Annotated in this window: 27 protein-coding genes; 22 read left to right on the forward strand and 5 right to left on the reverse strand. The window is 62.3% G+C overall.

Features of this window, described 5'->3' with window-relative positions:
- The first annotated feature begins 214 nt into the window (after positions 1-214).
- From BKX98_RS08055 to BKX98_RS08090, 8 genes are all read left to right on the forward strand, one after another.
- Positions 215-463 carry a hypothetical protein gene (locus BKX98_RS08055; RefSeq protein ID WP_143181063.1) on the forward strand — a complete coding sequence of 83 codons (249 nt, stop codon included), beginning with the start codon at positions 215-217 and terminating at the stop codon, positions 461-463.
- A gap of 104 nt (positions 464-567) precedes the next feature.
- Positions 568-3,558, forward strand: a complete 2,991-nt coding sequence (locus BKX98_RS08060; protein WP_073706791.1) for a DNA translocase FtsK — start codon at positions 568-570, stop codon at positions 3,556-3,558.
- A 5-nt stretch (positions 3,559-3,563) separates the two neighbouring features.
- Entirely contained in the window at positions 3,564-4,169 is a 606-nt protein-coding gene (gene pgsA, locus BKX98_RS08065; protein WP_038992611.1) for a CDP-diacylglycerol--glycerol-3-phosphate 3-phosphatidyltransferase, read from the forward strand.
- A gap of 4 nt (positions 4,170-4,173) precedes the next feature.
- A complete protein-coding gene (locus tag BKX98_RS08070) occupies positions 4,174-4,656 on the forward strand; it encodes a CinA family protein (protein WP_073706792.1) in 483 nt (160 codons plus the stop codon).
- A gap of 196 nt (positions 4,657-4,852) precedes the next feature.
- Positions 4,853-5,266, forward strand: coding sequence for a helix-turn-helix domain-containing protein (locus tag BKX98_RS08075; protein ID WP_038992609.1), 414 nt, complete (start codon positions 4,853-4,855; stop codon positions 5,264-5,266).
- A gap of 110 nt (positions 5,267-5,376) precedes the next feature.
- Positions 5,377-5,601 (forward strand): DUF3046 domain-containing protein, encoded by a 225-nt coding sequence (locus tag BKX98_RS08080; RefSeq protein WP_038992632.1) that lies wholly within the window; start codon positions 5,377-5,379, stop codon positions 5,599-5,601.
- A gap of 241 nt (positions 5,602-5,842) precedes the next feature.
- Positions 5,843-6,895, forward strand: a complete 1,053-nt coding sequence (gene recA, locus BKX98_RS08085) for a recombinase RecA (protein WP_038992608.1) — start codon at positions 5,843-5,845, stop codon at positions 6,893-6,895.
- 98 nt (positions 6,896-6,993) lie between these two features.
- The gene (locus BKX98_RS08090) at positions 6,994-7,794 is read left to right on the forward strand and encodes a regulatory protein RecX (protein WP_223308913.1); all 801 of its coding nucleotides are present in this window, start codon (positions 6,994-6,996) and stop codon (positions 7,792-7,794) included.
- Here BKX98_RS08090 and BKX98_RS08095 read toward each other — a convergent pair.
- Positions 7,788-8,096 carry a hypothetical protein gene (locus tag BKX98_RS08095; protein WP_141357544.1) on the reverse strand — a complete coding sequence of 103 codons (309 nt, stop codon included), beginning with the start codon at positions 8,094-8,096 and terminating at the stop codon, positions 7,788-7,790. The two genes, BKX98_RS08090 and BKX98_RS08095, sit on opposite strands and share 7 nt — an antisense overlap.
- A 172-nt stretch (positions 8,097-8,268) precedes the next feature.
- On the opposite strand from BKX98_RS08095, the gene miaB reads away from it, so the two are divergent.
- Genes miaB through dapF form a run of 3 tightly spaced genes read left to right on the forward strand, consistent with a single transcriptional unit; the run spans position 8,269 to position 11,673 of the window.
- Complete coding sequence (gene miaB / locus BKX98_RS08100; RefSeq protein ID WP_073706794.1) at positions 8,269-9,798, forward strand: tRNA (N6-isopentenyl adenosine(37)-C2)-methylthiotransferase MiaB; 1,530 nt, start codon at positions 8,269-8,271, stop codon at positions 9,796-9,798.
- 4 nt (positions 9,799-9,802) lie between these two features.
- A complete protein-coding gene (miaA, locus tag BKX98_RS08105) occupies positions 9,803-10,705 on the forward strand; it encodes a tRNA (adenosine(37)-N6)-dimethylallyltransferase MiaA (protein ID WP_073706795.1) in 903 nt (300 codons plus the stop codon).
- Positions 10,706-10,737: 32 nt separating this feature from the next.
- The gene (dapF, locus tag BKX98_RS08110) at positions 10,738-11,673 is read left to right on the forward strand and encodes a diaminopimelate epimerase (protein WP_073706796.1); all 936 of its coding nucleotides are present in this window, start codon (positions 10,738-10,740) and stop codon (positions 11,671-11,673) included.
- A gap of 70 nt (positions 11,674-11,743) precedes the next feature.
- Here dapF and BKX98_RS08115 read toward each other — a convergent pair whose 3' ends face one another.
- The gene (locus tag BKX98_RS08115; RefSeq protein WP_038992599.1) at positions 11,744-12,349 is read right to left on the reverse strand and encodes a class I SAM-dependent methyltransferase; all 606 of its coding nucleotides are present in this window, start codon (positions 12,347-12,349) and stop codon (positions 11,744-11,746) included.
- Positions 12,350-12,676: 327 nt separating this feature from the next.
- Here BKX98_RS08115 and hflX point away from each other — a divergent pair, with 327 nt between their 5' ends.
- The 3 genes from hflX (at position 12,677) to BKX98_RS08130 (ending at position 17,518) form a co-directional block, all read left to right on the forward strand.
- A complete protein-coding gene (gene hflX / locus BKX98_RS08120; RefSeq protein ID WP_369826773.1) occupies positions 12,677-14,338 on the forward strand; it encodes a GTPase HflX in 1,662 nt (553 codons plus the stop codon).
- Complete coding sequence (locus tag BKX98_RS08125) at positions 14,331-16,328, forward strand: ATP-dependent DNA helicase (protein ID WP_038992597.1); 1,998 nt, start codon at positions 14,331-14,333, stop codon at positions 16,326-16,328. Before hflX ends, BKX98_RS08125 begins: the two co-directional genes overlap by 8 nt.
- Positions 16,329-16,438: 110 nt before the next feature.
- Positions 16,439-17,518 carry a glycoside hydrolase family 76 protein gene (locus BKX98_RS08130; RefSeq protein WP_083586693.1) on the forward strand — a complete coding sequence of 360 codons (1,080 nt, stop codon included), beginning with the start codon at positions 16,439-16,441 and terminating at the stop codon, positions 17,516-17,518.
- A gap of 56 nt (positions 17,519-17,574) precedes the next feature.
- Here BKX98_RS08130 and lexA read toward each other — a convergent pair whose 3' ends face one another.
- Positions 17,575-18,294 carry a transcriptional repressor LexA gene (gene lexA / locus BKX98_RS08135; RefSeq protein ID WP_073706797.1) on the reverse strand — a complete coding sequence of 240 codons (720 nt, stop codon included), beginning with the start codon at positions 18,292-18,294 and terminating at the stop codon, positions 17,575-17,577.
- A gap of 258 nt (positions 18,295-18,552) precedes the next feature.
- Between lexA and BKX98_RS08140 the strand changes: the two genes are divergently transcribed.
- The 8 genes from BKX98_RS08140 (at position 18,553) to BKX98_RS08170 (ending at position 24,772) form a co-directional block, all read left to right on the forward strand.
- Complete coding sequence (locus tag BKX98_RS08140; RefSeq protein ID WP_073706798.1) at positions 18,553-18,906, forward strand: LysM peptidoglycan-binding domain-containing protein; 354 nt, start codon at positions 18,553-18,555, stop codon at positions 18,904-18,906.
- A gap of 80 nt (positions 18,907-18,986) precedes the next feature.
- Positions 18,987-20,093 carry a histidinol-phosphate transaminase gene (locus BKX98_RS08145; protein WP_038992594.1) on the forward strand — a complete coding sequence of 369 codons (1,107 nt, stop codon included), beginning with the start codon at positions 18,987-18,989 and terminating at the stop codon, positions 20,091-20,093.
- A gap of 22 nt (positions 20,094-20,115) precedes the next feature.
- Positions 20,116-20,736, forward strand: a complete 621-nt coding sequence (hisB, locus tag BKX98_RS08150; RefSeq protein WP_013348471.1) for an imidazoleglycerol-phosphate dehydratase HisB — start codon at positions 20,116-20,118, stop codon at positions 20,734-20,736.
- Positions 20,737-21,372: an imidazole glycerol phosphate synthase subunit HisH gene (gene hisH, locus BKX98_RS08155; protein WP_038993703.1), complete on the forward strand. Its 636-nt coding sequence runs from the start codon at positions 20,737-20,739 to the stop codon at positions 21,370-21,372.
- A gap of 2 nt (positions 21,373-21,374) precedes the next feature.
- Positions 21,375-21,524, forward strand: coding sequence for a hypothetical protein (locus BKX98_RS17115; RefSeq protein WP_162989234.1), 150 nt, complete (start codon positions 21,375-21,377; stop codon positions 21,522-21,524).
- A 29-nt stretch (positions 21,525-21,553) separates the two neighbouring features.
- On the forward strand, positions 21,554-22,291 hold the full coding sequence (gene priA, locus BKX98_RS08160) for a bifunctional 1-(5-phosphoribosyl)-5-((5-phosphoribosylamino)methylideneamino)imidazole-4-carboxamide isomerase/phosphoribosylanthranilate isomerase PriA (protein ID WP_038993701.1): 738 nt from the start codon (positions 21,554-21,556) through the stop codon (positions 22,289-22,291).
- A 220-nt stretch (positions 22,292-22,511) separates the two neighbouring features.
- The gene (locus tag BKX98_RS08165; RefSeq protein ID WP_073706799.1) at positions 22,512-23,393 is read left to right on the forward strand and encodes an SseB family protein; all 882 of its coding nucleotides are present in this window, start codon (positions 22,512-22,514) and stop codon (positions 23,391-23,393) included.
- Positions 23,394-23,434: 41 nt separating this feature from the next.
- On the forward strand, positions 23,435-24,772 hold the full coding sequence (locus BKX98_RS08170; RefSeq protein ID WP_073706800.1) for an MFS transporter: 1,338 nt from the start codon (positions 23,435-23,437) through the stop codon (positions 24,770-24,772).
- Here the strand turns inward: BKX98_RS08170 and BKX98_RS08175 are convergent.
- Entirely contained in the window at positions 24,769-25,320 is a 552-nt protein-coding gene (locus BKX98_RS08175; protein ID WP_073706801.1) for a GNAT family N-acetyltransferase, read from the reverse strand. The genes BKX98_RS08170 and BKX98_RS08175 overlap by 4 nt on opposite strands.
- Positions 25,321-25,416: 96 nt before the next feature.
- Positions 25,417-25,782, reverse strand: coding sequence for a DUF1844 domain-containing protein (locus tag BKX98_RS08180; protein ID WP_038993696.1), 366 nt, complete (start codon positions 25,780-25,782; stop codon positions 25,417-25,419).
- Between the last annotated feature and the right edge of the window lie 123 nt (positions 25,783-25,905).

Here is a 25,905-nt window from a genome sequence, read left to right on the forward strand (position 1 = left end):
TGTTGCAACTCATATCTCCTTAAAATTACAACAAATATCCGCAATATAGCCATGTCAATTAATATCTTTTTCAGGTTTCTACGCTTTAAATCCAGAAACTATTGATATTGACCGTCTGCTGTGGAACCGTGAGTACTGCGCTGGCGCGTTCGGCTGCTGCAGGGTAGCTGTGCCCGCGCGACGTCAGAATCACCGAAATCTCAAAGGAGAGATCATGAGTATGAAACGTCGATTCACATCGGGCCTGATGGCCTTGGCGCTCGCTTCAGGCGTTGGTCTGGCCCTCGCGCCAGCTGCCCAAGCCGACACCCAAGTGACCTATGGCTACAGCAGCTATCAAATCTGCAATGCCGTCAAGGGTGCCAAGGTGCGCGTCTTGCAGGATGCGAACTACACCGTCTACAGCGCATCGTGCATGCGCCATGGTAGTGGATACATGATGGTCATCAACTACGACAAGTAAGTTGATCCCCTTGCTGGGTACGTGATCATTCTCTAGCCCTCGCCAAACCCTGTGCAGACGTGTAAATTCGGGGTGCATCCAGCGTATGGCGATACCCTTGGAGTATGGCCCCACGTACCCAGTCTCAGGGGACGAAGAAGACTGCGACGCGCAAACCCAAGGCGTCCAGCTCCTCGTCCTCCAAGAAAACGCCCGAGAACCCGGATGCGGAACTCGCCCTGCCGCTGCGCGCAATCCGCAGCGTGTGGATGGGCATTGCCCGGATCTTCGGCGGCGCGTTCCGCCGCATTGGCGGAACCGTCAAGCCTGACTACGAGCTGCGCCGCGACGGCACCGGCTTGTTCCTCGCGCTGATCGCGATCATTGTCGCGGTCATCGAATGGTGGGGCCTGCGCGATGCCGGCTGGTTCGGCACCGGCGTGCACGCTGTCGCCGGCGGCACCCTGGGCTTCATGGCGGTGCTGCTGCCGGTCATCCTGTTCATCGGCGCCTTCCGGCTCTTCCGCTACCCCGAAGCTGTCACCGCGAACAACCGCATCGGCATCGGGCTGCTGATCATGACGCTCTCCGGCTCATCGATCGCCTCGCTGGCCAACGGCTCGCCGGCGGTCACCGACGACTTCGAAGCGCTGTGGAATGCCGGCGGCATGGCCGGGTCCATCCTGGGCACCCCGCTGGGCCTGCTGATATCGGTTCCGGGCGCCATGGCGGTGTTCATTTTCCTGGTGTTCATGTCGATCCTGATCGTCACCGCCACCCCGGTGATGCAGATCCCTGCGCGCGTGCGCGCCGGCTACAACCGCCTGCTCGGCCAGGACCCGGATACGCCGCGCGCCACCCGGGCCACCGCCGCGATGGAACTGGATGCCACCCGCGAGGACCACGACCAGTCCTACCTCTATCCCGAGGCCGAGGCCGAGGCCCCGGCACCGAAAAAGAAGAAGCCGGGCTTCTTCGAGCGCCGTGCAGCCGCCGCCCGCAAGGTCACCGAAGTCTACGACGTGGATGGGACGGAGCACTCCGACCGCTCCGGCGATATCGCCTACGACCAGGCGGTCATCGGCGAGGATGATCCTGCCACCGACGCGATGCCTGCGGCCAGCCGCAACTCCGGCAAGATCTTCGACGCCGACGAGGCGGCCACCCAGGCCATCGCCCGCCCGCAGCTGGATGGCTCCGGCCCCGCCGATGCCAGCGAAGACGCCGCCACAGTGGCGATCCCGAAACCGGCCGGCCCGCCGCCGGGGGTCAAACGCCCCACCAAGGCCGAGGCCGAAATGGCCGAGATCATGGCCAACATCGGGCTGAAGGCCGAACCCGAAGCCACCACCTCAGCGATGGACCAGGTCTCCTCGCGCGCCGCCGGGCTCGGAACTTCCCCGCAGGCGCCGATCCCGGCGCGCAGCGAGCAGCTGCAGCTCTCCGGGGATGTCACCTACACCCTGCCCGAGGAGCACTACCTGCCTGCCGGCCCGCCGGCCAAGGAAGCCTCCGAAGCCAATCAGGTGGTGGTCGACGCGCTGACCAACACGCTGCAGCAGTTCAAGGTCGACGCGCAGGTCACCGGCTTCTCGCGCGGCCCGACGGTGACCCGCTACGAGATCGAGCTGGCCCCGGGCACCAAGGTGGAGAAGGTCACCGCGCTGTCCAAGAACATCTCCTACGCCGTGGCCTCCTCGGATGTGCGCATCCTCTCGCCGATCCCGGGCAAGTCCGCCATCGGCATCGAGATCCCGAACACCGACAAGGAAGTCGTCGCCCTGGGCGACGTGCTGCGCAGCTCCAACGCCCGCAAGTCCGAGCACCCGATGGTGATGGGCGTGGGCAAGGACGTCGAGGGCGGCTTCGTCGTGGCCAACTTGGCCAAGATGCCGCACCTGCTGGTGGCCGGCGCCACCGGCGCGGGCAAGTCCTCGTTCGTGAACTCGATGATCACCTCGATCCTGATGCGCGCCACCCCCGACGAGGTGCGCATGGTCATGGTCGACCCCAAGCGCGTGGAGCTCACCGCCTACGAAGGGGTGCCGCACCTGATCACCCCAATCATCACCAACCCGAAGAAGGCCGCCGAGGCCCTGCAGTGGGTGGTCCGCGAAATGGACACCCGCTACGACGACCTGGCCAACTTCGGCTTCAAGCACATCGACGACTTCAACAAGGCGGTCAAGGCCGGCAAGGTGCACCCTCCCGAGGGTTCCAAGCGCGTGCTCAAGCCCTACCCGTACCTGCTGGTGATCGTCGACGAGCTCGCCGATTTGATGATGGTAGCCCCGCGCGATGTGGAAGAGTCCATCGTGCGCATCACCCAGCTGGCGCGTGCCGCCGGCATCCACCTGGTGCTGGCCACCCAGCGCCCGTCGGTGGACGTGGTCACCGGCCTGATCAAGGCCAACGTGCCTTCGCGCATGGCCTTCGCCACCTCTTCGGTCACCGACTCCCGCGTGGTGCTGGACCAGCCCGGCGCGGAGAAGCTGCTGGGCCAGGGCGACGCGCTGTTCCTGCCGATGGGCACCTCCAAGCCGATGCGCGTCCAGGGCGCCTGGGTCACCGAATCGGAGATCCACCGTGTCGTCGAGCACGTCAAGAGCCAGCTGCAGCCCGAATACCGGGACGACGTGATCCCGGCCGCCGAGAAGAAGAAGCAGATCGACGAGGACATCGGAGACGACCTGGAGCTGCTGCTGCAGGCCACCGAGCTCGTGGTCACCAGCCAGTTCGGTTCCACCTCGATGCTGCAGCGCAAGCTGCGCGTGGGCTTCGCCAAGGCAGGTCGCCTGATGGACCTGATGGAATCGCGCGGCGTGGTCGGCCCTTCCGAAGGCTCCAAGGCCCGCGACGTGCTGATCCAGCCGGACGACCTGCCGATGGTGCTGGCCGCGATGCGAGGGGACGATCCGGCCACCAGCACCCCGTCGGCCACCGAGGCGGCGCTGGTCGCCGAGGCCAATGTGAACCATGCCGAGCCGGTCACCGACTATGCCGAGGACCTGGTCGCCAGGGATCTGGAGGATCGCCCGCAGGCCGTGGACTACTTCGACGGCTCCGATGACGACGATTCGGGCGAGGACGCCTGGAACCTGACAGGAAGAAACTGATACCCATGAGCGAGCAAGCTGGCCGCAGTGCCCAGCCACCGGTACCGACGCTGAACATCGCCAACGTGCTCACCACCATCCGCATCATCATGGTGCCGTTCTTCATCTGGGCGCTGATGGCGGACAACCACGAGCAGGGCCTGTGGCGCTGGGTCGCGCTGGCACTGTTCGTAGTGGCCATGTACACCGACAAGCTCGACGGGGACCTGGCGCGCAGCCGCGGGCTGATCACCAACTTCGGCAAGATCGCCGACCCGATCGCGGACAAGCTGCTCACCGGCTCGGCGCTGGTGTGCTTCTCGATCCTGGCCGAGCTGCCCTGGTGGGTCACCATCGTGATCCTGGTCCGCGAATGGGGCATCACCCTGCTGCGCGTGGTGGTCATCCGCTACGGCGTGATCGCCGCGAACATGGGCGGGAAGATCAAGACCGTGCTGCAGGCGATCGTGATCGGGGTCTACCTGCTGCCCTACACCCACACCATTGACTGGCTGGGCACCGCGGCCTGGTACCTGATGCTGCTGACCCTGGCGGTCACCGTGGTCACCGGCATCGAATACCTCATCAAGGCCGGCCAGCTGGTGGCGGCCGCCAAGAAGCGGGAGCAGTGACGCCATGAGGCCCACCGCCCCCGAGGTGATTGCCATGGCCATCGACGGCGCCGTGCAGCTGGCGACCGCGGAATCGCTGACCGCCGGAATGATCGCCGCGCGCCTGGCCGAAGTTCCCGGTGCCTCGGCCGTATTGCGCGGGGGAGTCGTCAGCTATTCCTCCGAGGTCAAGGCCTCGCTGCTGGGCGTCGACGAAGCACTGCTGGCGGCCAACGGATCGGTGGATCCCGAGGTGGCCCGGCAGATGGCCGTCGGCGCGCAGCGAGCCTGCGGCGCCGACGCGGCGATTTCGGCAACCGGAGTCGCCGGCCCTGAGCCGCACGATGGCAAGGCCGTGGGCACCGTGTATATTGGATGGGCCATGGGAGACAAATCCGGATCCGAGGCCCACCACTTTGTGGGGGACCGGGCGCAGATCCGCGAGCAGAGCACCCAAGCGGCACTTCACCAGTTCGCTGCCATCTTGGATAAAGCTTCTTCACAGTAAGACACGAAATACTTTTCTTCCTGGGATATTACGCAAAAATCATCCCGGATGTGGCGTAGCTCGCATTTATGTGATTAGGGTGAACGTACGGGAACAAAATCGTATGACCTGTCGTTGTACGAATTGCAGGGCCGCAAGGATGGCCCCCGTATTTGATTAGATCTTCGAGATGGACCTAGGAGCAGAGGCTAAATTCATGGTCAAGCAACCCGTAACTGTCAATGGTGTCGTCCGTTGGCGCGATATGGGAGAAGCCCATATGGTCCAGCCCGAGAAGGAGGAGCACAAAATGGTAGTACTCCGTCATGAAATCGGCGATGTCCTGCGCGACGTCCGCCAGCGCCAGGGTCGTACCCTGCGCGAGGTTTCGCACAGCGCACGAGTTTCCCTCGGATACCTGTCCGAGGTTGAGCGTGGCCAGAAGGAAGCCTCTTCGGAGCTGCTCTCCTCAATCTGCGTTGCGCTGGAAATCCCATTGTCATTGATGCTCCGTGAAGTATCCGAGCGCGTTGCCCTGGCAGAGGGCATTGCGATCCCGGATACCGTCCCGACGGATATGGCCGACGAGTTTGCCGCCAAGGGCAACAGCAAGCCACTGGCCTCGGTCTAGCATCATCTTTTCCAGGCCGCCGCTACTCAGTAATCGAGACTGCCGGCAGCCATGCAAGGAGCCTGCGCGAAATGCGCGGGCTCCTTGCCTTTGCGTGGGAGAATTATCAGGTGAAAATCAGCGATTTCTGGCGAAATATGGAAAACGAGTTCGGCCCGCGGTACTCCCGCGTGCTGGCCGATTCCATGGCCCTGACCGAACTCGGCAGCCTGACTGCGGCACAGGCGCTCGATAGGGGCATCAAGCCCAAGCAGATCTGGGAAGCCCTGTGCCGGGCGCAAGATGTTCCGGCTGAACGCTGGCTTGGCGTGGATATCGAGCCGAAGCAATCGTAGGGATTCCATTCGAATACCCATGCAGTAATTCTTCGAACACGCCGTGTTGAATTTCGAACACCTGTTCGGATAGGGTTATGCTGGAAACAACGCAGGAAACTGCGCAAAGAACTTAAGCACTGGGATTGTCCACACTTCTGGGCTATCGGAGTCCAAAGTGTCGGTGGGCAAGCATACTGTCTATTGCAGGACAAAAATCATGAGCAAGTACGTAGCAGGCTTGCAAGAGCAAAGGTGAACCATGGCAGCAAAAAATGATCGGGAAAAGGCGCTAGAGGCTGTCCTGGGCCAAATTGACAAGGCCTATGGCAAAGGCTCGGTCATGCGCCTGGGCGACGAAACCCGCGCACCCATTGAAGTAATCCCTACCGGCTCGGTTGCCCTGGATGCCGCCCTTGGCATTGGCGGATTGCCACGCGGCCGCGTGGTGGAGATCTATGGTCCGGAATCTTCGGGCAAGACCACGGTTGCCCTGCACGCAGTCGCCAGCGCACAGAAGGCCGGCGGCGTCGCGGCATTCATCGATGCCGAGCACGCGCTGGATCCGGAATACGCCAAGAAGCTGGGCGTCGACACCGATGCGCTGCTGGTCTCCCAGCCGGATACCGGCGAGCAGGCACTGGAAATCATGGATATGCTCGTGGGCTCCGGTGCACTGGATATCATCGTCATCGACTCCGTGGCGGCACTGGTTCCCCGCGCCGAAATCGAAGGCGAGATGGGCGACAGCCACGTCGGCCTGCAGGCTCGACTGATGTCCCAGGCATTGCGCAAGATCACCGGCCGCCTCTCGGCCTCGAAGACCACCGCAATCTTCATCAACCAGCTGCGTGAGAAGATCGGTGTCTTCTTCGGCAGCCCGGAAACCACCACAGGTGGCAAGGCGCTGAAGTTCTACGCTTCGGTGCGCATCGATATCCGCCGCATCGAGACCCTGAAAGAGGGCACCAACGCGGTCGGCAACCGTACCCGCTGCAAGATCGTCAAGAACAAGATGGCTCCTCCTTTCAAGCAGGCCGAGTTCGACATCCTGTACGGCCACGGCATCTCCAAGGAAGGCTCGCTCATCGACATGGGCGTCGAGCACAACCTGGTCAAGAAGTCCGGTGCCTGGTTCACCTATGACGGAGACCAGCTGGGCCAGGGCAAGGAAAACGCCCGCCGCTTCCTGCGCGACAACCCGGATCTGGCCAACGAGCTCGAACGCCAGATCCTGCAGAAGCTCGGCGTCCTGCCAATGGAAGAAGTTGAAGAAGACGAGACAGAACTGCGAGTCGTCGAGGGCGATCAGTAGTGGCCTCAGGCTTCCAACGACGTAGCGTCCGACCCGGAAAGAATTCCGGGTCGGACGCTACGTCCGTTTCCAAAGAGTTCCAGGGCGACCTCGAAGACATGCCGGACTGGGCCAGGCCCAGCCCGGAAGAATTGGAAGCCCAAGCGGCTGGGGAATCAGCCAAGCGGGACCGGGCGGCTCAGCGGGCATCCCAGCGCGCTGCGGCGCCTGCAATGCCGGCCGGCAGCACCTCGCGAACCATTGCCAGCTTCTCCGAGCAGCCGGCGAAACCGGGCAGTATCGAAGAGCTGCGCGCGGCCATGGAGCAGATTGTGGCTGCGCCCGCGCCGGCCAAACCGTCGAAGCAGGAACGCCGCGAAGCGCGCGAAGCGCGAAAAGCTGCCCGCCAAGCGGGGGAGCCTGAAGAGCTCAGCGACGACCAGTGGCGGGAAAAGGCGCGCGGAATTTTGCTGCGCCAGCTCACGGCCAGCGACAAGACCGCCAAGCAGCTCAAGGACAAGCTCCTTGAGAATGAATGCCCGGAAGACATTGCCGATGAGGTCATCGACCGCTATGCCGAGATCAACCTCGTGGATGATGAACGCTTTGCGAAGTCCTGGGTCGTTGCCCGCGCTCGCTCGCGTGGATTAGCCCGCGGTGCGATCAAGCGCGAGCTGCGCACCAAGGGGGTGGACGACGAGCTGGCCGCTGAAGCGCTGGAGCAAATCGATGACGAAGCGGAGGAGCAGCGAGCCCGCGAACTGGTGCGCGCGAAGCTGCGTCCCGAATCCATGGGCGCCGATCGGGACAAAGCCCTGCGCCGGCTCGTGGGGATGCTGGGCCGCAAAGGCTACAACGGCGGCATGGCGTTCAAGGTCGCCCGCGAGGAATGGGAAGAGCGCTTCGGCAATCGCTACTGATGTCGTTTCGGATGCCGCCCTGGTGCGTTTCTCCGGCGCTCAAGCCAATCGTCAATGCCCTGGTAGGCCCAGAGGCTCAAGACCAGGACCCCGGCAAGCATCGAGCCGACACCGATATTGAACAGCAGGCTGTCGGTTTGTCCATCAATGGGCGGGATGATGCCAATAGCGATCGGGATGGCGAGAAGGAAAAGCGCGGATAATCCTGCCATCCACCAGTGGAAGATCTTCATGCCGCGCGACAACCGCAACGGTCGGTACTTGCCGGTTTTCTGGTGCTTGCCTGGCGAATGGTTTTCCACGGATTGCCCTTTCATACGCCGAATCAGCTATCGAAAAGCCTATTCCTTTTCCTGGCCTTCCACCCGAAGGCGCGCACCGACGGCCACTAGGCCGTAACCGTGAAGGCAACCAGGAGTCCAGCGGAGGCTCGCCTACATTTCAGCGGCACCCGATCTTCGGTAATCTTTAAGGGTGACTGAGCAACATACCTTGAGCAACATCGGCAGCGAAGAACTACCCCGTACCTATGAGGTACGTACCTTCGGCTGCCAAATGAACGTCCACGACTCCGAGCGCCTCTCTGGCCTGCTGGAAGATGCAGGGCTGAGCCGCAAGCCGGAAGAGCTGGCCGAAGAAGTCGCCGACGTTGTTGTCTTCAACACCTGCGCAGTGCGTGAGAACGCAGACAACAAGCTGTACGGGCACCTGGGCATGCTCAAGAACCTGAAGGCTGAACGCCCCAATATGCAAATTGCCGTCGGCGGCTGCCTTGCTCAGAAGGACCGCGACACCATCATCAAGAAGGCCCCATGGGTCGACGTGGTTTTCGGCACGCACAACATCGGCTCGCTGCCCACGCTGCTGGCCCGCTCGCGCCACAACCAGAAGGCGCAACTGGAGATCCTTGAATCCCTGGATGTCTTCCCCTCCACGTTGCCTACCCGACGCGAATCCGTGTACGCCGGCTGGGTCTCCATCTCCGTAGGGTGCAATAACACCTGCACCTTCTGCATCGTCCCTTCCCTGCGCGGCAAGGAGCGGGACCGCCGCCCGGGCGAGATCCTCGCCGAAATCCAGGCCCTCGTAGACGACGGCGCCATCGAAGTGACCCTGCTGGGCCAAAATGTGAACTCCTACGGCGTGGAATTCGGAGACCGCCTGGCCTTCGGCAAGCTGCTGCGCGCTTGCGGTGAAATCGAAGGACTGGAACGCGTGCGCTTCACCAGCCCGCACCCGGCGGCCTTCACCGATGACGTCATCGATGCCATGGCGGAAACACCTAACGTGATGCCGCAGCTGCACATGCCGCTGCAGTCCGGCTCGGACAAGGTGCTCAAGGACATGCGCCGCTCCTACCGGTCCAAGAAATTCCTCGGGATCCTGGACAAGGTCCGCGAACGCATCCCGCATGCGGCAATCACCACCGACATCATTGTCGGCTTCCCGGGCGAAACCGAAGAAGACTTCCAGGCCACCCTCGACGTGGTTGAAGCGTCGCGGTTCTCCTCGGCCTTCACCTTCCAGTACTCCAAGCGTCCGGGCACCCCGGCAGCCGACCTGGACGAGCAGCTTCCCAAGGCAGTGGTGCAGGAACGCTATGAGCGCTTGACGGCGTTGCAGGACCGCATTTCCAAGGAGGAGAACGCGAAGCAGCTGGGCCGTACCGTGGAAGTCATGGCCACCGAACAGTCCGGACGCAAGGCCGAAGAGACCCACCGTCTCTCCGGACGCTCGCAGGACCAGCGCCTGGTGCACTTCTCGGTACCTGAAGGTGCCCAGGCCCCGCGCCCTGGCGACCTGGTAACCCTGCCGATCACCGAAGTGGCGGCATTCCACCTGATCTCCGATCCCACCGTGGACCAGTACTCCCTGCGCCGTTCGCGCGCCGGGGATGCGTGGGACCGGGCGCAGGCCGAAAGCTGCGGGGTTCCAGCGCCGGCGGCCAACGGATCGAAAGGCCGCACGAGCTTGGGCATGCCGACGTTGAAAGTGCGCAGCTAGCCATATGGCCACTTCGAACCTGCCGGTGATTGCCATCGTCGGCCCCACAGGTACCGGCAAGTCGGACTTGGCCATCGCCGTGGCGCAGGAACTGGGCGGGGAAATCGTCAATTCCGATGCCCTGCAGTTCTACCGCGGCATGGACATCGGCACCGCGAAGCTGCCGGTGAATCAGCGTGGCGGCATCGAGCATCACCTGCTCGACACCATGGGCATCACCGAGGAAGCATCCGTTGCCGCCTTCCAAGCCGAAGCCCGCGACCACTTCGCCCAAATCCGTGCCCGCGGCAAGGTTCCGGTGATGGTCGGAGGCTCGGGACTGTATGTGCGGGCGGCCCTTGATGTCATCGATTTCCCGCCGACAGATCCAGACGTCAGGAAACGGCTGGAGGCCGAGGTCGAGGCTCAAGGAGACGGATCGCTGCGCCGCCGGCTGGCCGAGGTTGACCCGGTATCCGCAGCACGCAATCTTGACTTGCGCCGCGCGATCCGCGCCCTTGAAGTCCACGAGATTTCCGGTCGGGCCTTCAGCTCCTTCATGCCGCAACGCGAGTATGCCGCTCCGGCAATCCAGATCGGCTTGAACTACGACCGCCAGGCATTGCATGAGGCCTTGGAAACCCGAGTGCACAAGATGGATGCCATGGGATTGGCCGCGGAAGTCGAGGGACTGCTCGGCCAGGGATTGCGCGACGGCAAGACCGCCTCGCGCGCCATCGGCTACCAGCAGTACATCGACTTCCTCGACGGGCAGATCACCCGGGACGAAGCCATTGACCAGACGGTCATTGCCACCCGCAAGTTCGCGCGACGCCAAATCACCTGGTTCAACGCAGATGAGCGGGTCAACTGGCTGAACCCGCTGGAACCTGGGCTGCTGGAAAAAACACTGAAGATCATCGGCTAGCCAACGTACGAACGAAAACTCTAGGAGCATTGATGTACCGCACCGAATTAGGTCAGCTGGCTGGACAACGTTTCGCCAAGGGCCATGCCACCGGCAACGACTTCGTGCTGATTGCCGACCCGGAAGCGCAGCTGGATCTCAACGCCGAACAGGTGGCGGCCCTGTGCCACCGCCGCTTCGGCGTTGGCGGTGACGGGCTGATCCGTGCCGTGCCCACCTCCAAGGTTCCCGGATACGAAGGGCAGTTCCTGGAGCATCCCAAGGCCTACTGGTTCATGGATTACCGGAACAATGACGGCTCCATCGCCGAGATGTGCGGCAACGGCGTACGCGCCTTCGCTCACTACCTGATTGCCGAGGGGCTCGTGAGCCTCCAGGTCGGGCAAAGTTTCCAGATCGGCAGCCGTGCCGGCGTCAAGGAAATTACCCGACTCGCTGATGGCTACGCGGTGAACCTCGGCCCCTGGGGATTGATCTTCGAGCAGGAAGCCGCGGAAAAATCGGTGGACTCCATGGTCAAGCCCAGAGGCTGGGAGCAGGCGCTGCCGGCCTTGAGCATCACCATGGGCAACCCGCACACCGTAGTTGCCTTGCCAGACGTCCAGATGCTTGAAGAACTGGACCTGTTCCAAGCCCCAGAGGTTTCTCCCGTCCCTGCCAACGGCACCAACGTGGAATTCGTGGTTCCTTCCGAGCCGCTGATCGAAGAGGACGGGGTTGCCCAGGTCCAGATGCGCGTCCATGAACGCGGGGTCGGCGAGACGCTCTCATGCGGTACCGGTGCGTGTGCGGCCGCGGCAGCCGTACGCTACTGGGCACGCAGCACCGCGCTGATCAACCAGTGGGCTGTCAAGGTGCCCGGCGGTGTCGTCGGCGTTGAATTCCGTGGCAATGCAGAGGGCGGCGAAGATACGATCCTCAGCGGCCCGGCAGACCTGGTTGCCCGCGGGATCATCGGTTCGGAGTAGACCTGATCGGCTCTATAGCAAAAATCGCAGAATAGCTTCGCGAGCTATTCTGCGATTTTGCTTTTGGCAATTAGGCCGGACGCGCTACCTTCAGCACGCGGAAGGCCTTGGCGGTCGCTTCACGGGTGATCTTCCAATCCGAGGGAAGCTGCTCAACCAGCCACTTCTGCAGCGAATCGCTGCCTAGGTTCTTCTGCACCACCATCCATGCCTCGCCACCCGGGGCCAACCGCGGCAACCACAGCATCAGCAATTCATGCAGGGCATCCTTGCCGATGCGAATGGGCGGGTTCGACCAGATGGTGTCGAATTGCAGGCTCGGATCCACGGACTCAGGGGTGCCGACAACTACGTTGGACAAGCCGAGCGCCGCGGCGTTCAAGCGGGCCAGGTCGATGGAACGCTCATTGACATCCACGCCGTAGACCTCGGACTGCGGGGACTGCTCGGCGGCGGCCAGGGTGATGGGTCCCCAGCCACACCCGATATCCAGAATGCGTCCGCGAGGGGTTGGCACGTACTGCAACAGCACCGCCGTTCCCTTGTCCAGACCGGCGGGGGAGAAGATTCCCGAGGCCGTCTGCACCTTGCGCAACGAGCCGTTGAGCTCGACTTCGATGGTGCGCCGTTCATCTGCCGAGGCCGGGCTGGCGGTGAAGTAGTGATCCGAGGTCATAGGCAAAGCTTATCGCCCAGTACGGATACCCCAAAGATCAGCGTCGGCAACGTGAGCAAGGCGATATGGGCGTGAGCAGATATCACTGATAGAGTTTTCCCTATGACTTTCATTTTCGTCTAATACGTAGCCCTCTTGGTTACCCGCGGTTCCACGAGCTGGCCGCGCAGTTCTTGCGCGCCCACCGGGCTGAATCAGCAGACGGCAAAGTCATTTCCCATTACCTGGCAGTTCTTCTTTCCAGAACCCCGCACACGCCTTTGCTTACCGGTAACCATGCATTCACCTGTTTGCCCATAGACCTTTACTCCTTGCAAAGGACCACGAATGTTTGATGAACCAACCGAAACTGAACGCGCCACGTCGCAAAGTGGGGTCCACCCGCACTATTCTGGAAAGCGAAGTACTTCTAAGGAGACCATGACTAACTCCGAGTCACACGAGCACGATTCGGCATCGATGGATGATGCCCAGATCCAGGCCGCCATCGATCGAATTCTCGCAGCCGATGATGCGCAGAGCCCGCAGGTTCAGCACTTCGGCGAAGAAGAGAATTCCATTTTCGCTGGCCAGGCTACTGCACTGAACCGTTTTTCCTCAGGCCTCAGCAATTTCGACGGGGACCAGGAAGATCTGGAGGATCGCCGCGCGCTGCGTCGCGTCGCAGGCCTGTCCACGGAACTGGAAGACGTCACCGAGGTTGAATACCGCCAGCTGCGCCTGGAACGCGTCGTGCTGGCGGGCATCTGGAGCGATGGTACCGTCGCCGACGCCGAGAACTCCCTGCGCGAGCTCGCCGCCTTGGCGGAGACCGCAGGTTCCGAAGTCCTCGATGGCCTGGTGCAGCGCCGCAGCAAGCCGGACCCTTCGACCTTCCTCGGCTCGGGCAAGGCCGAAGAGCTGCGCGGAATCGTTGCGTCAACGGGTGCCGATACCGTGATTGTCGATGCAGAGCTGGCGCCATCGCAGCGCCGCGCCCTGGAAGACATCGTCAAGGTCAAGGTCATCGACCGCACCAGCCTGATCCTGGACATCTTTGCGCAGCATGCCCAATCGCGCGAGGGCAAGGCCCAGGTTGAACTGGCCCAGCTCGAATACCTGCTGCCGCGTCTTCGCGGCTGGGGCGAATCGATGTCCCGCCAGGCCGGTGGCCGCGTAGGTGCCGCCGGTGGCGGCATCGGTTCGCGTGGACCGGGTGAAACCAAGATCGAGATGGACCGCCGCCGCATTCGCGACCGCATGGCGAAGCTGCGCCGCGAGATCAAGGCCATGAAGCCTGCGCGTGAAGCCAAGCGTGCCAACCGCAAGCGCAATGCGGTTCCAGCCGTGGCCATTGCCGGCTACACCAACGCCGGCAAGTCATCGCTGCTCAACCGCTTGACCAACGCCGGGGTGCTGGTGGAGAACGCGCTGTTCGCTACCCTGGATCCAACCGTCCGCCAGTCGGCGACCGAGGACGGGTTGACCTACACGCTGGCCGATACCGTCGGCTTCGTATCCAACCTCCCGACCCAGCTGGTGGAAGCCTTCCGATCCACGCTGGAGGAAATCGCCGATTCGGATCTCATCCTGCACGTCGTTGACGGGTCCCACCCTGATCCCGAAGGGCAGATCCAGGCCGTGCGCACCGTGCTCGGCGAAGTCGACGCGTTGAACATTCCAGAGATCATCGTGGTCAACAAGGCCGATGTGGCTGACCCGTTCGTTATCGAACGCATCCGCAACCGGGAATCCAACACCGTGGTCGTCTCCGCGCACACCGGTGAAGGCATCCAGGAGCTGCTCGAAAAGATCAGCTCATCGATTCCACGCCCCGGCATCCAGCTTGAGGTGCTCATTCCCTACAACCGCGGGGATTTGATCGCCAAGCTGCACCAGAGCGAATCAGAGATCTTGGAAAGCGAACACCTGGAGGAGGGCACCCGGATGATCGTCAAGGTGCGCGATTCCCTAGCTGCAGAGTTGGAGACCTTCAACCTTCATGGATAAGCAAGAGCAGGCCCTGGGGCTCCTGGAGGCCGCGGTCACTTCCATGGGCGGTGCCATGCGCACCGGCCAGCAGGAAATGGTCAAGCATGTGGTCAGCGCGCTGGAAGATGAAAAGCACTTGCTGGTGCAGGCAGGCACCGGCACCGGCAAGTCGATGGGCTACCTGATTCCGGCATTGGCCCACGCGCAGACCAGCGCCAAGCCGGTGATCGTCTCCACCGCGACCTTGGCGCTGCAATCGCAGATTGTCGGCCGTGACGTGCCGCGGTTGCTCGAATCGCTCAAGGGCAAGCTCTCGCGCCCGATGGATGTGGCCCTGCTCAAGGGACGCTCGAACTACCTGTGCCAGTACAAGCTCGGCGGCGGGTACCCGGATGACGAAGGCACGCTTTTCTCGATGGATGAGCCGGCAGCTCCTGCCGGCACCACCTATTCGCCGTTGGCCAGCGAGGTCATGAAGCTGCGCGAATGGGCTGAAGAGACTGAGACCGGTGACCGCGATGAGCTGGTGCCCGGGGTCAGCGACAAGGCGTGGAAGCAGGTCTCGGTTTCGGCCATGGAGTGCTTGGGGTCGCAGAAGTGCCCGATGGCTGATGAATGCTTCTCGGAGATGGCTCGTGCCCGTGCCGCGGAGGCGGACGTGGTCATTACCAACCACGCCCTGCTGGCGGTATCGGCCTTCGAGGGGCTTTCGGTCCTCCCGGACTTCGAAGTCGCAATCATCGATGAGGCCCACGAACTGCAAGACCGCGTGACCAGCTCGGTGTCCGGGGCGCTCTCCGCACGCATGGTGCTCACCGCGGCAGGCGGCGCCAAACGCCATTGCGGAGTGAACGTGGACGAGATGGTCAAGGCGGCGAACCGCTTGGAGAAGTCGTTGACCGGTGTGCCCACGGGACTGCTGGAACATGGCCTGCGCGAAGACATGGGCATCGCCCTGAACGACATCGTGGAACAGGCCCGGCTGGCGTTGGCGCTGTCCAAGCCCGAAGCCAATGCACCGGCTGACGGCGGACGACAGACCGCCCGCTCCCAGCTGCAGGCGGTGATGGACGATGCGATTCGCATGCTCGAATCCGAAGAGCGCCGCGAGGTGCTGTACACCACCCGTCCGCGGGAGTTTGTCGAAGGCCGGGGCTACGTCGAAGCTGACGAGACCCAGCCAGCCACGTTGAACGTTGCCCCGTTGTCCGTTGCCGGCAAGCTGCGCGAAGGGCTTTTCGACGGGCGCACGGTCGTCTTGACCAGCGCTACCTTGGCTATCGGCGCGCAGTTCGACTCGGTCGCAGGCTCCCTGGGTCTGATGGGCGCCGGGGCTCCGTCCTGGACCGGCGTGGACGTCGGCAGTCCCTTCGATTACCCGAAGCAGGGCATCCTGTACGTAGCCAAGCATCTGCCCAAGCCGGGCCGCCAACTGGCCGCCGAGACGCTGGATGAGATCGAGGATCTCATCAAGGCCTCCGGCGGCGGTGCACTGGCTCTGTTCACTTCGAAACGCTCCGCCGAAGAAGCGGCAAGCATCTTGCGCGAACGCCTGGACGTGGAGATCCTGTGCCAGGGCGAGGGCAGCATGAAGTCGCTGGTCGAGCAGTTCAGCAGCGAACGCGACACCTGCCTGTTCGGAACCATGACCCTGTGGCAGGGCGTGGACGTGCCAGGAGATTCCTGCCGGCTGGTCATCATCGACAAGATCCCGTTCCCGCGCCCGGACGATCCGATCTCCAAAGCCCGTTCCGAGGACGTGGCCAAGCATGGCGGCAACGGCTTCATGCAGGTGGCCGCCACCCATGCGGCGATTCGCCTGGCCCAGGGCGCTGGACGCCTGATTCGTTCGGTCGGGGACAAGGGCGTGGTGGCGATCCTCGATTCGCGCATGGCCACTGCACGGTACGGCAGCTTCTTGAAAGCGACGCTGCCGCCGATGTGGCCGACTGTCGACAAGAAGGTCATCACCGGAGTTCTCCAGCGCTTGAACCCGGACGGGAAATAGCCGCAGCCAGAGCATGAACTTGAGCTGTCCTTGGACTTGGGGCAGCTCAAGTACTTTAAGCACTATCAGCAGGATGGTTGGATATGCACTAAGGTCTGTGAGAAGAACTGATGCCGCGTGAACCGGAAGGCACCATGGAGTCCATGCAGGAATTGGCACACCAAGCCGCCATCGACACCCACCAGCGTTTCGGACGGCGCCTCTTGCGGCTGCCCGGAACCTGGATTGGGCAGAGCTACAGCAGGGCGCACCGGTTGCGCGACGGAAGCTTGCTCAGCGATCTCAATGGCTGCGCGCACCCGTTTTCGGAGTGGAACTATTGGTGGCAGGCGCATTATCTGGATGCCATCATTGATGACGGCCACTCCTATCTGGCCGCAGGCGACGCGGAATCGGCGCGTGCCGAGCTGGCCCGGGCCAATCATCTGTTGCGTGGCATTCGAATTCGCAACTTCGGGATGCTGCCCAACTACTTCTTCGACGATATGGCGTGGCTTGCCTTGGCCAGCGGCCGTCTGGCGCAGTTCACGCTGGCCGTGAGGGGAGAAGGAAACCACGCTGCTCAGACTGCAATGCGGGTGCTGGGAGAACAGCTTCAAGCTGGCATGGACGAGGTGCTGGGCGGCGGCCTGTACTGGTCGAAAAAACGGGATTTCAAGAATACGCCGGCCAATGCGCCGGCGGCACTGTTCTTCGGCCGAACCGGACAGAAGGACACCGCACGGCAGGTTCTCCAATGGCTGGAGAAGAACCTGTTCAGCGCCGAGCGTGGGCTGTATTTGGACGGGCTGCGGTTGGCCAGCCAGGGGCATACGGTGGAGCCAGCGATCTATACCTATAACCAGGGCACGGTGCTAGGCGCGTTGCTTGAGCTTGGCGAGCCAGCCGATCTGGCTCACGCCCAGGTGCTGATCGATGCGACCACGCACTCGCTGTCTTCCGCGGCCCGAGTACTCGCGTTCAACCGCGGGGGAGACGGGAACCTTTTTGCCGGAATCCTGTGCCGGTATCTGGCCCTCGCCGCGAAAGATCACCGCTTGGAAGCACCAAGCAGGGAGCAGGCCAGGCAACTGGTCACGGCAACTGCAGGCCATCTGATCGACCAGGAACCGCGCCGGCTCTCGGCGGCAGTCCAGCGCTGGATGATCTTCGCCGCGGCCGCCCAGATCGAGCTCGAGGCCGGCGAGTAGCTGATTAAACGAAAATTGCGCTGGTGCCAAGCACCAGCGCAATATCCACACGAAATCTAGAGTGAGCGCATGACCGAGACGACCCGTCCCATGATCTTTGCTGCATCACCCAAAATCGGTTCGTAGCGCGAGTTCTGTGGAAGCAGCCAAGTATGCCCATCACGCTGCCGGAAGGTCTTGACGGTCGCTTCCTCGTCCAGCAGGGCTGCGACGATGTCGCCGTTGTCTGCCGTCTGCTGTCGGCGGACAACTACCCAGTCGCCATCGCAAATCGCGGCGTCAACCATTGAATCGCCGGAAACCTTGAGCATGAACAGTTCCCCGTGGCCCACGAGCTGACGAGGCAACGAGAAAACATCTTCGACGGACTGTTCTGCCAGGATCGGACCGCCAGCAGCAATACGGCCAACCAGCGGAACCATGGTGGTGTCAGCAGAAGTGCTCAGCTCAATGATCTTGGCGTCTTCGCTGGCAGCCGGCTCGACCGGCTCCGAGACCTCGGCCTTTTCGGCATCGTCGGACAATTGCAGCGGAAGCAGGATTTCCATCGCGCGCGGACGGCGTGGGTCTCGACGGATATAGCCGAGCTTTTCCAACTGGCTCAACTGGTGGGTCACGCTCGAAAGACTCTTGAGTCCGACAGCGTCGCCAATCTCACGCATCGATGGCGGATAACCGTTCTTGCCGATAGACCGCTGGATCGTCTCAAGGATCTTCTTTTGGCGAATCGTCAGCGAACGTGCATTCGATCGGGGAGTGCGTTGTGATGCTGACATGAGATTTTGCCTTCCCTAGCAATCATTCGAAAGTTTGCGTGTCCAAACTGTCGGAGCTAGATGGTGAGATGTTTTCATTGCTCGTCTACTTCGAAATCTTAGTAGATAAGCGAGCTTCTTTCAAAGATTTGTTCGAAAACTTCTGGACAAGTTCCGCGAATCTCTGTTAGAACAGATATACGAGGTTCGAACAAGTTTTCGAATCCGTTCTTTCGAATAAAAATTCGCATCACTTGAATTTCTTGAGGAGACAACGTCATGGCTACCGTCGCACTTGACTCAGATCAGACCCAAGCGCCGCTGAAAATCCGCATCAACCGCCGCGGTTGGGCTGTGCTGGTGGGGATGCCCGTTTTCGCACTCACGATCGCTGCTGCTTTCTTCTTCTCCATGTTCGCCTCTGACGCGCATGCCGCGGCAGAAGATCCTGCTGGGGTTGGAACCATCGATGTCACCGTGATCCCCGGGGATACGCTATGGAGTTTGGCTCGCGACTATGCCACCGGTTACGACGTGACTTCCGCAGTTGGCCACATCGCGGAGCTCAACGCCTTGGACGGCAGCGAAATCCAGGTTGGAGATACCTTGTCGATTCCGGTCATTGCCGGCTAGCTTCCCCCGCTGTCTAGAGTTTGTTACCTGCAGCCGTAGCGGATTCACTGGCGGACTCGCTGCGCACGTAGACTTGATGCGTGAATGACCGCAGTGAACTTTTGAGTCAGCTGCCCTTGCGTGAGAATCTCCGCGGGCTATCCCCTTATGGCGCACCGCAAATTGACGTGCCGATCCAGTTGAACGTCAACGAGAACACCCATCCGTTGCCACCGGTAGTCGTAGACGCCATTGCCCAGGAAGTGGCCAAGGCAGCGGCAACTCTGAATCGCTATCCCGACCGCGAGTTCACCGAGCTTCGTGAACTTCTTGCCGATTACCTCGGCCACTCGCTCACCAAGGAGAACATCTGGGCCGCGAACGGTTCGAATGAAATCCTGCAGCAGATCCTGCAAGCCTTCGGTGGTCCAGGCCGTACCGTGATGAGCTTCGGCCCCACCTACTCCATGTACCCGCTGTTGGCCAGTGGTACTGATACCACCTATATCGCCGGTGAACGCGCCGAGGATTTCACCCTGTCCGCCGAATCTGCAGCCGCGCAGGTCCGCGAGCACAAGCCGAATATCGTGTTCCTGTGCTCGCCGAACAACCCCACCGGCACCGCCCTTGGCCTTGATGTCATCACGGCCGTGTACGAAGCCATGAGCGAGCACAACGGCATGGTGATCGTTGACGAGGCGTACGCCGAATTCTCCTTGGCCAGCACCAAGTCCGCACTGAGTCTGCTTGAAGGCCGCCAGCGATTGATCGTCTCTCGCACCATGTCCAAGGCATTCGGCCTGGCCGGCGCACGCGTCGGCTACCTGGCCGCCGCGCCAGAGGTCACTGATGCCATCCGCTTGGTGCGGCTGCCGTACCACCTGTCGGCCGTGACCCAGGCAACGGCGATCGCCGCCTTGAAGAACATCGAGTTGCTGCTGGCGCAGGTCGAAGACATCAAGTCCCAGCGTGACCGCATCGTCGCGCGCTTGAAGGAACTGGGCCTGAAGCCATCGGTCTCCGACTCCAACTTCGTCTTCTTCGGTGGCGTCGAAGACCCCCACGCTATTTGGGAAGGCCTGTTGGAAGCCGGCATCATCATCCGCGACAATGGAATTCCGGGGACCTTGCGTGTTACGGCCGGAACCGAATCAGAAACCACAGCCTTCTTGGAACGACTTGCCGAACTGCTCGGCTCGCAGAAGTAATCAAAGACAAGCGAAGGAAGACATGTCTGCCGAATTGATTGGCGCACGTCGCGCCCGCATGGAACGCGTGACCAGCGAATCGTCCGTATTCGTTGAATTGGATCTCGATGGAACCGGCGTCTCGGAGATCAGCACCTCGGTGCCGTTCTATGACCACATGCTGACTGCGCTCTCCAAGCATTCGCTCATCGACCTCACCGTGCGTGCTACCGGCGATACCCACATCGATGTCCACCACACCGTTGAGGACACCGCGATCACCATCGGCGAAGTGCTGCGCGTGGCGCTGGGCAACAAGGCAGGCATCCGCCGCTTCGGCACCTCCTACGCTCCGCTGGACGAGGCGCTGTCCCGTTCAGTCGTCGATGTCTCGGGCCGGCCATACCTCGTGCACTCCGGCGAGCCTGCTGGCCAGGAATACCACTTGATCGGCGGGCACTTCACCGGCTCGATGACCCGCCACGTCTTCGAAGCCATTACCTTCCACGCACAGATCTGCGCTCACATCGAGGTGCTCTCGGGCCGCGACCCGCACCACATTGTCGAAGCGCAATTCAAGTCCTTCGCCCGCGCCTTGCGCGAAGCCGTAGAGCGCGATGAGCGCATGGGCGACAAAATCCCATCCACGAAGGGTGCCCTGTAAGTGGAGAAGAAAACAGTAGTTGTCCTGGACTATGGTTCGGGCAACGTCCGTTCCGCCGTGCGCGCCTTGGAAGCCGCCGGCGCCGAGGTGGAACTGACCGCAGACCCGAAGAAGATCGTGGCTGCCGACGGACTGGTAGTCCCGGGAGTCGGCGCCTACGCCTCGGTCATGGAGCAGTTGACCGCAACCGGTTCCCTGCGCTGGATCGGCCGCCGCATCGCCGGTGGCCTGCCCGTCTTGGGGATCTGCGTGGGCCACCAGGTCTTCTTTGAAGAAGGCGTGGAGCACGGGGTGAAAACCGAAGGCATCGGCGAATGGCCGGGCAAGGTTGAACGCCTCCAGTCGGATGTCATTCCGCACATGGGCTGGAACACGGTGCGCCCGCCGGAAGGATCCAAGCTTTTCGCAGGCATCGAGGACGAGCGATTCTACTTCGTGCACTCCTACGCTGTGCAGAAGTGGGAATTCGACGTCACCCAGCCAGCGATGACCCCGCCGCAGGTGACCTGGTCGACGCACGGGACGCCATTCGTGGCCGCCGTCGAAAACGGCCCGCTCTCGGCAGTCCAGTTCCACCCGGAGAAGTCCGGCGACGCTGGCGCACAGCTGCTGCGCAACTGGTTGGGGACACTCTAGGCATGTGGAGCCTCATCTTGGGTGTTATCGGGGCCTTCCTGATCGGCGGGGCCATTTCGCTGAAGAACCAGAAGGCCCATATTTCATGGATCATCGCGCTCTGGGTGCTTGCAGGCATGAGCCTGATCGCAGCCTGGGCCCTGACCTACTAACCACTTTTTACTTCTTCACTAAGGACATCATGAGCGAGCAACCAATCCTCGAACTCCTGCCTGCGGTAGATATCGCCGGCGGCCAGGCAGTGCGCCTGGTCCAAGGCGAAGCCGGTTCCGAGACCGGATACGGCGACCCGCTGGAAGCAGCGCTTTCCTGGCAGAACGCCGGGGCCGAATGGCTGCACCTGGTCGACCTGGACGCAGCCTTCGACCGCGGAAGCAATGTCGAGATCGTCCAGCGCATTGCCAAGGAACTGAACATCAAGGTCGAGCTCTCCGGCGGCATCCGCGACGACGCCTCCCTGGAACGTGCACTGGAATTCGGCGCTACCCGCGTCAACCTCGGTACCGCCGCACTGGAAAACCCGGAATGGACGAAGCAGGCCATCGCCCGCCACGGCGACAAGATCGCCGTGGGCATGGACGTGCGCGGAACCACCTTGTCCGGCCACGGCTGGACCAAGGACGGCGGCGACCTGTGGGACGTCCTAGCTCGCTTGGAAGACGCCGGATGCGCCCGCTATGTTGTCACCGACGTGACCAAGGACGGCACGCTGCGCGGTCCAAACGTCGAACTGCTGCGCGAAATCGCTGCCAAGACCAGCAAGCCGATTGTCGCCTCGGGCGGCATCTCCTCGCTCGAAGACCTCCGCGTCTTGCGTGAGCTGGTTCCTGAAGGCATCGAAGGCGCCATCATGGGCAAGGCGCTGTACTCAGGCCAGTTCACCTTGCAAGAAGCGCTCGATGTGGCAGGCCGCCGCTAGGCACCAAGCACCATCCGCGAAAGGCGATTCAGAAGCTCCCTGCTTCTGAATCGCCTTTCCATTTGTGAAGCCAGATTCCTGCAATACCTTCTCCTGGCAGCGATGGCGCACAGCCGGCAGGGGATGAAACCTGAAATGCCCCGCTCGGGGTGTCCAAGCTCATGAATGCAGTTTTGGAACTTCCTGCCAACAACCTCGAAACCACCGATAGCATGGAGCTATGAGCACCGAGCAACCTGAATCTGCACCCAAACGCCATCTGCCGGGACATATTGTCGCTGCGCTGGCGCAGGCAGGTTCAAAAACCGACTCTGCCGGCCAGGATTGGGAAGGCCGCGACCTGAGCGGCGAAGGCAACCCCCTGCATAACTTCGACAAGGACGACGGCAAGGCCGACGCCAATGTCGTTGCCGCCTTGGCAGCCTTGCGAGCCGGCACCGCGGGGGAGGGCGAAGTGCATGAATCCTTGTCACAGGCGCGCGTTTTCGTTGCGGTGGTCGCCCAGCTCGGTGAAGAAGCGATGACTGAACACGGCTTCGCCTCCGATAAGGAAGCCGATATGGCGCTGGTGAAGATCAAGGCCCCGGATGGCCGCATGGCCCTGCCGATCTTCACCACAGTTGAACGGCTTCAGACGTGGCACAAGGAAGCTCGGCCGGTGGCGGTCTACGCCCCGCGGGCGGCTCTCTCGGCAGTCAGCGAGGAATGCCAGCTGCTGGTCCTCGATCCCGGAAGCGATTTCACCTTCGTGCTTCGACGACCCGGGGTCTGGAACCTGGCTAAGCAGATCGAGTGGATTCCGAGTTATCAGAATCAGCAGATCGCCAACCTGGTGCAGGATGCAACCGAAGGCTTCAGCCAGTTGCAGACCGTCAAGGTTGCCCCGGGCAGGGGAGTCGGCTCCCGCAGCAAGGACGGGCAAGTTGTCCTTGGCGGAGGTTCCGGACCGGAACTCAACCTGCAGTTCGTCTTTGCTCCTGGAACGAGCGAGAACGACGCACGCGAGGCAACTCGCGCAATCCACGGGCGTTTGTCCCAGAACACCGAATTCGCTGAAGCAGTGGATTCCCTCGAACTCAGTTTGCACAGCGCGCCGAGCTAGACCGGCGGGCTCCTTTTGACCAGATAAGGAACTTTCCGGGCATGAAAAGCTATTGGCAGATCCTGCGCCAGCGGCAGATCTCACTGTTGTTGCTGATTGGCATGATTGCCCGCCTGCCGCACTCTGCCTTGAGCATGCTGCTGCTCCTGCATCTGGTGAACAACCTCGACCAATCCTGGGTTTCAGCGGGCCTGGTTACGGCAGTCATGACCCTGGGCATCGCCATCGGCGCCCCCTGGCGCGGAGCCCGCGTGGATGTCTGGGGACTGCGCCGCGCGATGATCCCCTCGGTGATCGTCGAAACCCTCGTCTGGTGCACGGTGCCCCATGTTCCGCTGGTTTGGGTCTACCCCTTGGCCTTCATCGGCGGGCTCTTCGCACTGCCGGTCTTCTCCGTGGTGCGTACCGCCCTGGGCATCATGACCACCGGTGAGCAGCGCCGTACCGCCTTCGCCCTGGACGCAACCGCCACCGAACTGGTGTTCATCGTCGGCCCGGCCAGTGCCGGCATTGTCGCCACCCAGGTCAGCAGCGTCATCGGCTTGAGCGTAATTGGCGTAACCTCGACGGTGGCCGGTTTGGCGCTGATGATCCTGAATCCGCCAACACGCAGCGACGACCCCAAGGCGATTGCTTCACGGGCCAACGTGCACGAAGAACGCCTGGGCGCGGAAGCCAGCTTCATTGCCGCCGCACCGATGGGCGTGCCCGAAGTCGAAGGCGAGCTGATTGCCGCCGGCATGAAATCCGCCCGTGCCCGGATCAAGCAGCGCGGACGCAACTTCAAGAACCGTTTCAACTGGGTTAGCGCTTCGGTCCTGGCGGTCTTCATCGCCTCGGCCGGAGCGGGCATGCTGCTCACCGGCACCGAGGTGGCCATCGTGGCCGAACTGGATGCGTCGGCGCAAAGCCACCAGCTTGGGCTGGTGTTCTTCTTCTGGTGCGGCGCCTCGCTGATCGGCGGCCTGATCTACGGGTCGATGACCCGGGTCATCTCTCCGCTGGTGCTGCTGCTGAGCATGGCAGTGCTGACCATACCGATGTATTTTGCGTGGGATACCTGGTCATTGGCGCTGTTCTCCGCCCTGCCCGGCTTCCTCTGCGCGCCAACGCTGTCGGCGGCTTCCGAATGGCTCACCGACCTGGTGGCCGAAAAGCGCCGCGGCGAAGCCATGGGCTGGTACGGTTCGGCGATGACCGCGGGTACCGCGCTGGGCTCTCCAATCACCGGCATCTTCGTCGACAACCTCGGTCCGGCCCCTGCCTTCATCGGCATCAGCACGATGGCCGCGCTGGTTGTAGTGATCGCGCTGATCGCCCAGCAGATCCGCCGTCGCGTGCGCCGTGCCCGCCGCCGTCGCCTGGAAACGATCGCCTAGGCGCGAGGCGCTGGCCTGAGCCGCGAGTACATGTACATGTCCTTGCGGTCGGAGCCCACCCGTTCCCAGCTGCGCAGCAACCCTTCGCGCTGGAAGCCGCAGGCTTCGGCGGTCCGCCACGACCCCTCGTTCCAGGGCTCCACGTAGAGCTCCACCCGTTCGATGCCCGGATGCTCCAAGCCCCAGGCCGCCAGCGCCGTCAATGCCTGCTTGGCAATGCCCCGGCGCCGGAACCCCGGGGCGATCCAGTATCCGATGCTTGCCCGGCCCTGATGGGCATCGCGCAGCCAGAGGCCGATCTGCCCGGCGGCAGCATTTGTCGCCGCGTCGGCGATGGCAAATGAGTACCCGCTGCCCTCGGCGACCCGGCGATGCTGGCGTTCGATGAATGCCGCGTAGTCCGCTTCGGTCCCTCGTGCCGGGACAGTGGTGATCCGAGGAATGTACGGGTCGGTGGACGCCTGCCGCACGGTGGGGATATCGCTGGGCTGGAAGGGACGCAGGCGGTAGGCCCCGGCGTCCAGCACTGGCTGTTCGAGCATCTTCATGCTTCCAACCTAGCCGGTGATCCAAACAACAATGGACCCGTTTCCCGAAGGAAACGAGTCCATGATGTTAATCTCTTAAAATTCAGCCAATATTACCTAGTTGACCGGTCCGGTGAACTTCTCGCCCGGGCCCTTGCCTGGTGCATCGGGGATGATCGAAGCTTCGCGGAAGGCCAGCTGGAGGCTGCGCAGGCCGTCGCGCAAAGGCGCTGCGTGCTGCGAGCCGATCTCCGGCGCACCGGCGGTGACTAGGCCTGCCAGCGCGGTGATCAGCTTGCGTGCCTCGTCGAGATCCTTCAGCTCATTGGCATCTTCGCCCTCTGCAAGGCCGCACTTGACGGCAGCTGCACTCATCAGGTGGACAGCGGCGGTGGTGATGATTTCAACTGCTGCAACTTCAGCGATATCGCGCACCTGCTGGTCCACGGAGTGCTGGTGCGAGTTGGTGTCTTCGTTAGTCATACTGCTAAGCTTGTCACAGACCGACTCGATGCCGGTACTTCTCGCAGTTCTCCAGTTAGCCCTGGACGAGGGATTCGTACTAGTATTGAGCCATGCAAGTGGAGGCCAACTCCCACCCGCTGT

Source organism: Glutamicibacter sp. 0426 (genome assembly GCF_001906485.1).
Lineage (GTDB): Bacteria > Actinomycetota > Actinomycetes > Actinomycetales > Micrococcaceae > Glutamicibacter > Glutamicibacter nicotianae.

Coding starts and splice junctions, on each gene's coding strand:
- BKX98_RS08165 (WP_073706799.1), top strand. CDS start 22,512: ATGAGCACCGAGCAACCTGAATCTGCACCCAAACGCCATCTGCCGGGA.
- hisB (WP_013348471.1), top strand. CDS start 20,116: ATGTCTGCCGAATTGATTGGCGCACGTCGCGCCCGCATGGAACGCGTG.
- BKX98_RS08175 (WP_073706801.1), bottom strand. CDS start 25,320: ATGAAGATGCTCGAACAGCCAGTGCTGGACGCCGGGGCCTACCGCCTG.
- BKX98_RS08140 (WP_073706798.1), top strand. CDS start 18,553: ATGGCTACCGTCGCACTTGACTCAGATCAGACCCAAGCGCCGCTGAAA.
- BKX98_RS08070 (WP_073706792.1), top strand. CDS start 4,174: ATGAGGCCCACCGCCCCCGAGGTGATTGCCATGGCCATCGACGGCGCC.
- BKX98_RS08090 (WP_223308913.1), top strand. CDS start 6,994: ATGCCGGACTGGGCCAGGCCCAGCCCGGAAGAATTGGAAGCCCAAGCG.
- dapF (WP_073706796.1), top strand. CDS start 10,738: ATGTACCGCACCGAATTAGGTCAGCTGGCTGGACAACGTTTCGCCAAG.
- pgsA (WP_038992611.1), top strand. CDS start 3,564: ATGAGCGAGCAAGCTGGCCGCAGTGCCCAGCCACCGGTACCGACGCTG.
- BKX98_RS08125 (WP_038992597.1), top strand. CDS start 14,331: ATGGATAAGCAAGAGCAGGCCCTGGGGCTCCTGGAGGCCGCGGTCACT.
- BKX98_RS08130 (WP_083586693.1), top strand. CDS start 16,439: ATGCCGCGTGAACCGGAAGGCACCATGGAGTCCATGCAGGAATTGGCA.
- recA (WP_038992608.1), top strand. CDS start 5,843: ATGGCAGCAAAAAATGATCGGGAAAAGGCGCTAGAGGCTGTCCTGGGC.
- BKX98_RS17115 (WP_162989234.1), top strand. CDS start 21,375: ATGTGGAGCCTCATCTTGGGTGTTATCGGGGCCTTCCTGATCGGCGGG.
- BKX98_RS08075 (WP_038992609.1), top strand. CDS start 4,853: ATGGTCAAGCAACCCGTAACTGTCAATGGTGTCGTCCGTTGGCGCGAT.
- priA (WP_038993701.1), top strand. CDS start 21,554: ATGAGCGAGCAACCAATCCTCGAACTCCTGCCTGCGGTAGATATCGCC.
- BKX98_RS08060 (WP_073706791.1), top strand. CDS start 568: ATGGCCCCACGTACCCAGTCTCAGGGGACGAAGAAGACTGCGACGCGC.
- hflX (WP_369826773.1), top strand. CDS start 12,677: ATGTTTGATGAACCAACCGAAACTGAACGCGCCACGTCGCAAAGTGGG.
- miaA (WP_073706795.1), top strand. CDS start 9,803: ATGGCCACTTCGAACCTGCCGGTGATTGCCATCGTCGGCCCCACAGGT.
- lexA (WP_073706797.1), bottom strand. CDS start 18,294: ATGTCAGCATCACAACGCACTCCCCGATCGAATGCACGTTCGCTGACG.
- BKX98_RS08115 (WP_038992599.1), bottom strand. CDS start 12,349: ATGACCTCGGATCACTACTTCACCGCCAGCCCGGCCTCGGCAGATGAA.
- BKX98_RS08055 (WP_143181063.1), top strand. CDS start 215: ATGAGTATGAAACGTCGATTCACATCGGGCCTGATGGCCTTGGCGCTC.
- BKX98_RS08170 (WP_073706800.1), top strand. CDS start 23,435: ATGAAAAGCTATTGGCAGATCCTGCGCCAGCGGCAGATCTCACTGTTG.
- BKX98_RS08180 (WP_038993696.1), bottom strand. CDS start 25,782: ATGACTAACGAAGACACCAACTCGCACCAGCACTCCGTGGACCAGCAG.